This window comes from Streptomyces sp. NPDC007095 (assembly GCF_040634475.1).
Classification (GTDB): domain Bacteria; phylum Actinomycetota; class Actinomycetes; order Streptomycetales; family Streptomycetaceae; genus Streptomyces.
The window spans coordinates 1-7,702 of record NZ_JBEYFS010000362.1 but is presented as its reverse complement, the minus strand read 5'-3'; the positions used below and the strand labels follow the sequence as shown (position 1 = coordinate 7,702).

Here is a 7,702-nt window from a genome sequence, read left to right as displayed (position 1 = left end):
GCGTCCGGGCCGCCTCGGCGAGCCGGCCGGACTTCGGGCCCCAGGTCGCGGAGAGCACGCTGAAGTGTTCGGCCTTGAGCAGACTGTCCGGGCGGCCGTGCCGCACGGCCGGCGCGGACCCCGGTGCTCCGGCGGCGCGGGCGCTGGCGGACCGGCAGGCCCTGCTGTGGCTGGCCGCCGCCGTGCTCGGTGTCAGGGAGGCCGCCGATGACGGCCGCGGCCTGTTTCTGGGCGCTACGCACTGGGCGCTGCTCGCGCTGTCGGGCATCGCCGGACGGCTGGGCGTGCCGCTGCCCGGGCCGGTCCCCGACCCGCGCGCACCCGTCTGGGCGGAACTGGCCGGCCGCGTCCGCCACGGCGTGGACTGCGATGTGTACGCCACCCGGCTGCTGTGGTGAGCGGGCCCAGCCCGGCCGACGGCCCGGGCAGCACCACACCCCCCGGGGCCGCACCCCCCGAGGCCGCACCCCCCGGGGCCGCACCTTCGGGGGCCGCACCCCCCGGGGCCGCACCTTCCGGGACCGTGTCCGCCGGGGCCGTACCTTCCGGGGCCGCACCTCCTGGGGCCGTACCTCCTGGGACCGTGTCCGCCGGGGCGGGTTCCGGCGGCCGGGGTTCCGGCGGGTCGGGGCGGGCCGGGGCGGGGGACGGCGGGGGAGAGCGGGTGCCCGGTCGGCTGCTGCCCGGACCGCACTCCGGCCCGCCGCCAGGGACCTCGCCTGTTCCGCCGTCCGGGCTGGCGCCCAGTGCGCCGTCCGGTCCGCGGGCGGGTCTGTCGTCCGGTCTGCCAGCCGGTGTGCCGGCCGGGCTGTTGTCCGGGTGGGGGGCCGGGGGGCTGTCCGGGCTGTCGCCGGGGCGGCCGTTGCACGTGGCGGGGCCGGACGGGCCGTGGGAGCAGGTGCACGACCAGCTTGCCGGGCAGGGCCATGCCCTGGTGCACACCACCTGGGGGCAGTGGCTGACGGCGGCGCTGCTGGATCCCGGGCTGCGGTCTCTGCTCGGCCGTGACTGGCCGCGTTACCGGCAGACGGCCGCTCCGGCGGGCCGGCTGCGGTTCGCCGTCTCCCGGATGGTCCTCAAGCACACCGCGGCCGCCGTGCTCCAGGTCCCGGCGGACGCGCTCGACCTCGCCTACCGGCCGGGCGGCCGTCCGCATCTGCGCGGTCTGGCCGAGGCTGAGGTGAGTCTGGCCCACACCGACGAGCTGATCGTGGTCGGTATCAGCCGCAGCGGGCCGATCGGGGTGGACGCCGAGCCCGTCACCCGCCGGCCCTCCTTCGAGCTGCTGCACCCCTATGTGTGCACCCCGGACGAGGCCTCGGAGCTCGCCGCGCTGGGCGAGGACGAGCGGGCGCTGCGGCTGCTGCACCTGTGGACCCTCAAGGAGGCCTACACCAAGGCGCTCGGGCACGGCATGCGGCGCCGTTTCTCGGCGGTCGGGTTCCGCCGCGACGGGCAGGGCCGTACGGTCCTGGCCGGCGAGCCGGACGGCGTGGCGCGGTGGATTCTGGCCACCCATCTCGTCCACGGCCGGTATCTGGTCAGCAGCGCCCGCCGTCCGCCGGAGGAAGTCGAGAGCGCTTCGCGGCCCGCTCCACACCCGCTTGAGGAAACAGGCCTCCCACCTGCGGCGACGTTAGGCTGGCAGCTGCCGGGCAGCTCCGGCGCACAGCCGACATGACGAGAGGCGGGCGTCGTGAACCACCGTGCAGCCACCCCACCGCACCCGGCCCGGCCTGTCCCCGTGCGGCCTGTTCCCGCCCGGCCTGTCCCCGTGCGGCCTGTTCCCGTGCGGGGCGGCGCCGCCGCAGGACGTCCCGGCGGCAGCTTTCGCCGCCGCCCGGCCCGTCGCGGGCCGGGCGCCGCGGCCCGTGCCCACCGTGCAGCCGGCCCGTTTGCCGTCACCCCGCCCGATGCTGTCCCGCCCGCACCCGCACCCGCACCCGCAGTGGCACCCGCACCCGCAGTGGCCGTGCCCGCCGTGCCCGCGCCAGCGGCTGCTGCACCCGCAGTGGCCGTGCCCGCCGTGTCTGTCGTGCCTGCGCACGGCCGGCCCGGCCCGTCCGCCGGGCCGGCCGTGCGTGCCCTCCCCGCACCCCTGCCACCCCTGCCACCCCTGCCGCCCCTGCCGGTCTTGCCGGTCTTGCCGGTCTTGCCGGTCGGGTAAGGGGTGCAGGGGGCCGGTCCGCCGTGCCGCGGGGGCGGGTCCTGGGGTCCGGGAGGGCGGATGAGCAGCCAGTACGTGCCGCAGGGCGCTGTCCTTGCCGTGGTGTGTGAGCCGGTCCCGCTGTCGCCGGGCGGCCCGCTGGTCCTGGAACTGCGCGGCCCGCTGGGCCCGGCGGACGCCGAGACGGTCGCCGCCCGGCTCGCGCAGCGCCACCGTGCCTTCGGGGTCGCGCTGGACAGTCACCGGCCCGGCCACCACACGCTGCGCCTGACTCCGCCCGCCGCGGGCGGGTTTGCTGCGCTGCCCGCGGACCTGCTGGCCGACCTGCTGGCCCCGCCCCCGCCGGGCGGGGAGATCCTCCCGGTCACCGGACACCAGCAGACCCTGCTGCGCGCCGCCCTCACTCCCGCCCCCGCCGGCACCGCCGCCCCTGCCGCCCCCGCCGGCACCGCCGCCCCTGCCGGCACCGCCGGCACCGCCGCTTCTGCCGGCACGGGCACCAACAGCAGCGACGGCGGCGGCAGCAGCGGCGGCGGCGGTGGGGGTGGTCTGGTCGAGCAGCTGTACTGGGACTGGTCCGGGCCTTTTGACGTGGCGCGGTTCGCCGCGGCGTGGCAGTCCGTCGTCGACCGGGAGTGTGTCCTGCGGGCCTGTTTCGACTGGGTCGCCGCGCCGCGTCTGGTGCTGCACGCCCGGGCCGAGGCGGACATCGCCGTGTTTTCCGCGGCTGTTGTCACCTGGCCCCAGCTCCTGCGGCGGGACCGGGCGCGGGGGTTCGCGCTGCACCGGCCGGGGCTGCTGCGGCTGACCGTGCTGGAGGCGGAGCCCGGCGGCGGTGCGGGTGCGGCGGCGGTGCGGGTGCTGCTGACCTATCACCCGGCTCTCCTCGACGAGCGGGGTGTGCATCTGCTGCTGCGGGAGTTCTACCGCGCCTATGCCGGCGGCGGTGTCCTGCCCGGCGGGGAACGCCGTCCCGACCTGCGCGACCACGCCCGCTGGCTGGCGGGCCAGGACACCACGGCCGCGCGGCAGTTCTGGGCCCGCGCCGCGCCGCCGCCGCGGGCCGCCGCCCGCCCGGGACGGCCGGGGGGCGCCACAGGGCAGAGCGGGCCCGGTCTGCTGCACACCCGGCTGCGGGCGCCGGAGACCTTCCGGCTGCGTTCCTGGGCCGCGCTGCGCGGCGCCGCCGAGTCCAGCGCGCTGCACCTGGTGTGGGCGCTGCTGCTGTACCGGGCGGCTCGCGCCCCGGGGCCGCTGCCGGTGAGTTTCGGGGTGCAGCTGTCGGGCCGGGACATCGCCCTGCCGGGTGCCGCGGGCATTCCCGGCCTGCTGGACAGCCCGCTGCCGATGACCGTGACCGTCGATCCGGCCGCCCCGCTGGCGGACCTGCTGCACCAGGTCCGCGACACGCTGCTGGACCTGGCCGCCTACCCGTGGGCCAGCACCGAGACGATCCGCGCGTGGACCCCCCGCCCGCCCGCCGCCCCCGGTCCTGTTGCCGGTTGCGGCCCCGTTGCCGGTTCTGGTCCGGTCTGCGGTGCCGGCAGCACCCTGGTGCGTTTCGACGGCCCGCTCCCGCTGCCCAAGGCCCTGCGCAGCGAACTCGCCGCCCAGGGCGTCCACGCGGACACCCCCCGCAGCGCGGCCGGCGCCACCGGCGGGCCCGTCACCCTCGCCGCCCGGCACGACAGCGCAGGCGGCCTGGTCCTGGGCTTGTTTTACGACCGGGCGCAGCTGGCGGACGAGGACGCTGCCGTCCTGCACTCCCAGTGCGTACGCCTGCTGCGCGCGCTGCCCGGGTACCGGCAGGCCGAGGCCAGTGCCGGACAGCTGCTGGACCTGCTGGCCCACAGCGCGATACCGCGCACGGCCCGGCCCGTGCCGCCCCCGCCGCACCCCGCCCTGACCGTGCTGCGGCCCGGGCATCCGCACGCGGACGTGATCTGCCTGGTCACCGCCCCCGGTGTGCCGGCGGGCAGCTACGACCTGTTCGTCCGCGGCCACCGCGGCCCGGAGCAAATCGTGGCCGTGCACGGGGACGGCGCGCCGGGCGTGCTGCCGGCCGTGCTGCACCAGGCACCCGGGCCGGGCCGGCGCCTGGTGCTGTGCGGGTGCGGGCCCGGCGGGAGGGCGGCCTACGAACTCGCCCAGCGCACGCCGCATGCTCCCGGCGCCGCGGCGGCCGTGGTCATGACCGGCATCGGCGACGCCGCCGCCTGCGCGTCCGCCCTCGCCCGGGGGGTGCGCTCCGTCCTCACCCCGCCCCCCTGACCCCGCCCCGCCCCGCCCCGCTTCGCCCCGCCCCGCCCCGCCCCGCCCCGCTTCGCTCCGCCCCGTGCTGCCCCGTTCCACCCCGTGTCAGGGCCGGTCGCGCCGGAGCTGGACGTGCGTCCGCTCGCCGTGTGCGTCCCTCACGCCGATGGTGACGCTCTCCCGTGCCCCGGCGGGCTCTTGGGGTATCCCGTCCCTCTGGCAGGCGGCCTGCGCGAGGAGTTCCTCGTTCACCCGTACGCCGGTGAGGCGCTCGGCCGGCGCGCAGAGGGCCGCCTTGCGGTCGGTACCGGGAGCGTCGCCAATCAGCTAAGCGATCCCATGTCAGAGGTAGTGCCTGGCGACGGGGCTGCCCACCGTGGAGGGGTGGCGTGGGCGTGCAGGTGGAAGCCCGCGCCCAGTGCTGCTCCTCGCGGCCTGTGTCGGCTGGCGGTGGGTGTGCTGATCGTTGTCACGCCCTGGTGGCGGTGCGTTGAAGGAAGCCGTCTGCCGGGTGCGGGACTTGATCACACTGGACGGCAGGAACAGGCCACCGGGCACCGCCTCGCGCACCGCGTCCCACTCGTCCGCCGTGCGCCTGGCCGGATCACCCGGCCACGTCGTGAGGACACCGGCCGTCAGGTCGGCGTGCCACTTCGCCGACCGCAGAGCACGCCCGGCCTGCCCCTGCGCCATGCGGACGATGCGATCGTTGACCTTGACACCCCCGGGCGGCGCGACGGTCCAGCCGAGGCGGCGCAGCGCCATCCACGCGTTCGACGGCAGTTTCCTGCCCCCGGTGTCCTCCCCGGCTGCCAGAGTGTCCACGTCGGCGGTGTTCCAGTGTTCGACGGTCAGCACGCGGGCCATGCCCGACACCAGGCTCACGCACCAGCCCACGCGCTCCGCCAGCACAGCAGTGGACAGAAGTTCGCCGGTCCTCTCATCCACGCCCGTGCGCAACAAGCCACGGGCGCGCGCGGTGCGGGAGGTCTCGCCCTCGGCGAGAGGCAGCTTCCGCTCACCCGGAATCACCGCCGCCCGCGCACTGGCCGCTCTCCGCCAGCAGCCGCTTCCGCGCCTCCATGCTGCGCATCCCGTACAGCCGCCCCGCGAACGTGGTGGCCAACGAGACAAAGTCTTCGAGGAGTTCATCCCGCCCGCCGGACTTCTTCGGGTGCAGTACTTCGAGCGTGACGCCGTACACGGCGAACAGCCGCTTGAGCCACCCCACACCGAACCGGGCCAGCCGGTCCTCATGCGTCACCCGCACCACGCTCACCGAGCCGTCGGACACCATCGCCAGCACCGGTTCAGGCCGGGCCGGCTCTCCCGCAGACCAGAGCCACGGTCCTTGACGACCTTCACGACCTCGCCCGTGGACGTGGCCCGCAACTCCTCCTCCTGCGCGGCCAGCGAGGACTCCTGCCCGGACGAACCGGAGACACGCACATACAAAACCCTCCCGCCTCGGACGGGAGGTTGAAGAGGCGCTACCACGCTTCATGTTCTCCACATCGACCGAGGAGAACCGGCGCTCACGCCCGACCCACATGGACGGGATTTTGCCATCGACAGCCCACTGGCGAAGCGTCATCGGGTGAATCCCCAGACGCTTCGCAGCCTTGGACATGCGCAGCAACTCCACATACCCAACCATGCATACACAACACTATGGATAACTGATGAAGTTGGTGAGCCCGGCGCTGGAACCCGCGGCGCCGCGCCCGTACAGAAGGGGGCCTGGCCGAGCCGTCGAGGGGCAGACGGCCAACCCCGCCGGGCAGTCCGGCCGGACCCCGCCTGCCCGCCTCGGCTTCGGCCCCGGCCCCGTGTGCCGCCGGCCCGCAGCACGCCTCCCGCCCCTGCCCGTTGCCCGCTGCCCGCCGCGACCGCCGCGACCGCCGCGACCGCGGCGGGCAGCGGGCAGGAGCAGCGGGCAGGGGCAACGGGCAGGAGCGGGAGGGGCCCGTCAGGCTGTGAACAGGTCGTAGGTGGAGCTGTGGCGCGGGCCTGCGAGGACGTCCAGCTGGGGGTCGACGGTCAGGACGGCCTGGTGGAGGCGTTGCAGCTGGGGGGAGGGTTCCACCCCCAGGTCCTCGATCAGCCGTACCCGCAGCCGGCGGTAGACCTCCAGCGCGGAGGCCTGCCGGCCCGAGCGGTACAGCGCCACCATGGCCTGGGAGTGCAGTCCCTCGTGCTGGGGGTGACGGGCGGTCAGTTCGATGAGTTCGGCGATGAGTTCGGCGTGCCGGCCCAGCCGCAGGTCGGCGTCGATGCGCCGTTCCACGGTGACCAGCCGGCTCTCCTCCAGCCGCACCACCTCGATCTCCAGGACCGGCCCCAGCCGTACGTCGACCAGGGCGGGGCCCTGCCACAGGCCCAGGGCCGCCTTGAATCGGGCGGCGGAGACCTCGTCGTCGCCACTCTCGAAGGCGGTTTGTCCCTCCCTGGTCAGGCGGTCGTACTGGTGCACGTCGACGCAGTCGGGCGGGATCTGCAGCAGATAGCCGCCGTGCCGGGTGGCCAGCACCTCCTTGGCGCCGCCCGGCGCACCGGGCCCCATCGCGGTGCCCAGCCGCCGGCGCAGCTGCAGGATGTAGGTCTGCAGCGTGGTCAGCGCGCTCTGTGGCGGCTGTGTCGCCCAGATCTCCTCCATGAGGGTCGGGACGGGCATCACCCGCCCGGGATACAACGCCAGCAGCGACAGGATCTGCCGCGGCTTGCCCGCGCTCGGAACGATGGATCCCCCGTTGACCTCGGCACTCAACGGACCCAGAACCTGAATCCTCACGGTCTCCTCCGTATTCCGTATGTCGTCGAGCTCCTTGTCCCGTTCCACTTTGTTGGCCAGAAATCCGCGCCGCCGCTCACGCTAGCCGCGGCCGTCCCCGTCCAGCGTTTTCCTGGATCCGTTCTCGAGCGGACTTCCAAGTCCGGTGCCGCGTACGCCGTCCGACGCTCTGGAGAACGTGTGTACGGCCGCTCGAGGAGAACTCCTGATTCCGCTGTCGCCGCACTCCACACGGCTACCGTCGTCCCCTTTTCGCGCGCCGGCGCGGGGGCCGGCCGGATCCGTAATCACCGCCACCGGCGCAGTCAAGACGCCATTTCCCCGGCCCCGCCGCGTACGCGCCGCACCGCGCGCCGCCCGCGCCGCCGTTTGGCCCGCGCCCCCCCACCCCCCCCCCCCCCGCACTGCCCGCCCCGGGCCGAAGCGTTTCACCCCCCCCCCCCCACCCCCCCCCCCCGCGCAATGAACCCCGCCCTGTACCGTGCTCAACG

7 protein-coding genes and 2 pseudogenes are annotated in these 7,702 nt (G+C 75.4%); 3 read left to right on the top strand and 6 right to left on the bottom strand.

Features of this window, described 5'->3' with window-relative positions; translation table 11 throughout:
• The 3 genes and pseudogenes from ABZ656_RS54715 to ABZ656_RS54705 all read left to right on the top strand — a co-directional run.
• Positions 1 to 398, top strand: a pseudogene (locus ABZ656_RS54715) (hypothetical protein); the annotation flags it as partial.
• Positions 399 to 898: 500 nt separating this feature from the next.
• Positions 899 to 1,681 carry a 4'-phosphopantetheinyl transferase superfamily protein gene (locus ABZ656_RS54710; RefSeq protein ID WP_360279755.1) on the top strand — a complete coding sequence of 261 codons (783 nt, stop codon included), beginning with the start codon at positions 899 to 901 and terminating at the stop codon, positions 1,679 to 1,681.
• A 546-nt stretch (positions 1,682 to 2,227) separates the two neighbouring features.
• Positions 2,228 to 4,438, top strand: a complete 2,211-nt coding sequence (locus ABZ656_RS54705) for a condensation domain-containing protein (RefSeq protein ID WP_360279753.1) — start codon at positions 2,228 to 2,230, stop codon at positions 4,436 to 4,438.
• 87 nt (positions 4,439 to 4,525) lie between these two features.
• Here ABZ656_RS54705 and ABZ656_RS54700 read toward each other — a convergent pair whose 3' ends face one another.
• From ABZ656_RS54700 to ABZ656_RS54675, 6 genes and pseudogenes are all read right to left on the bottom strand, one after another.
• Positions 4,526 to 4,744, bottom strand: coding sequence for a DUF6461 domain-containing protein (locus tag ABZ656_RS54700; protein WP_360279761.1), 219 nt, complete (start codon positions 4,742 to 4,744; stop codon positions 4,526 to 4,528).
• Positions 4,745 to 4,762: 18 nt separating this feature from the next.
• A complete protein-coding gene (locus tag ABZ656_RS54695; RefSeq protein WP_360279751.1) occupies positions 4,763 to 5,368 on the bottom strand; it encodes a hypothetical protein in 606 nt (201 codons plus the stop codon).
• 70 nt (positions 5,369 to 5,438) lie between these two features.
• Complete coding sequence (locus tag ABZ656_RS54690) at positions 5,439 to 5,717, bottom strand: hypothetical protein (protein WP_218978171.1); 279 nt, start codon at positions 5,715 to 5,717, stop codon at positions 5,439 to 5,441.
• Entirely contained in the window at positions 5,696 to 5,869 is a 174-nt protein-coding gene (locus ABZ656_RS54685; RefSeq protein WP_360279758.1) for a recombinase family protein, read from the bottom strand. The genes ABZ656_RS54690 and ABZ656_RS54685 overlap by 22 nt, the downstream gene beginning before the upstream one ends.
• A gap of 61 nt (positions 5,870 to 5,930) precedes the next feature.
• A pseudogene (locus ABZ656_RS54680) lies at positions 5,931 to 6,050 on the bottom strand (helix-turn-helix domain-containing protein); the annotation flags it as partial.
• A 339-nt stretch (positions 6,051 to 6,389) separates the two neighbouring features.
• Positions 6,390 to 7,211, bottom strand: coding sequence for an AfsR/SARP family transcriptional regulator (locus ABZ656_RS54675; protein ID WP_097228482.1), 822 nt, complete (start codon positions 7,209 to 7,211; stop codon positions 6,390 to 6,392).
• Positions 7,212 to 7,702: the final 491 nt, after the last annotated feature.